Source organism: Streptococcus parasanguinis (assembly GCF_001578955.1).
Taxonomy (GTDB): Bacteria; Bacillota; Bacilli; order Lactobacillales; family Streptococcaceae; genus Streptococcus; species Streptococcus parasanguinis_U.
On the sequence record NZ_KQ969753.1, the window covers coordinates 1 to 357 of the forward strand.

Consider the following 357-nt stretch of genomic DNA (forward strand, 5'->3'; position numbering starts at 1 on the left):
GGCTTTACCTATTTTGATTTTTCGAAGGACTATATTTTGGATTCCGTCGATGGCATCCTCGAGCGTCTGCAGATCGAGCGCTTAGATAGTCTCCTCCTTCACCGACCGGATGCCCTCATGGAGCCGGAAGAAGTGGCAGTAGCTTTTGATCACTTGGAGCTAGCGGGCAAGGTCCGTCATTTTGGGGTGTCCAATCAAAATCCTATGATGATGGAATTGCTCAAAACGGCTGTCAAACAACCACTCAAGGTCAACCAGTTGCAGTTGAGTGCCGCCTTTACACCTAGCTTTGAGGCTGGTTTTCATGTCAACATGGAAGGGCCAAAAGCAGCTGTGCGAGATGGCAGTGTCTTTGAG

General features: G+C 49.3%; 1 protein-coding gene. It reads left to right on the forward strand.

All coding sequences use genetic code 11. From position 1 onward, the window contains the following. Window positions 1-357, forward strand: a 357-nt coding sequence (locus tag SPADD19_RS11090; protein ID WP_241496602.1) for an aldo/keto reductase, incomplete at both ends; no start/stop codon positions are given.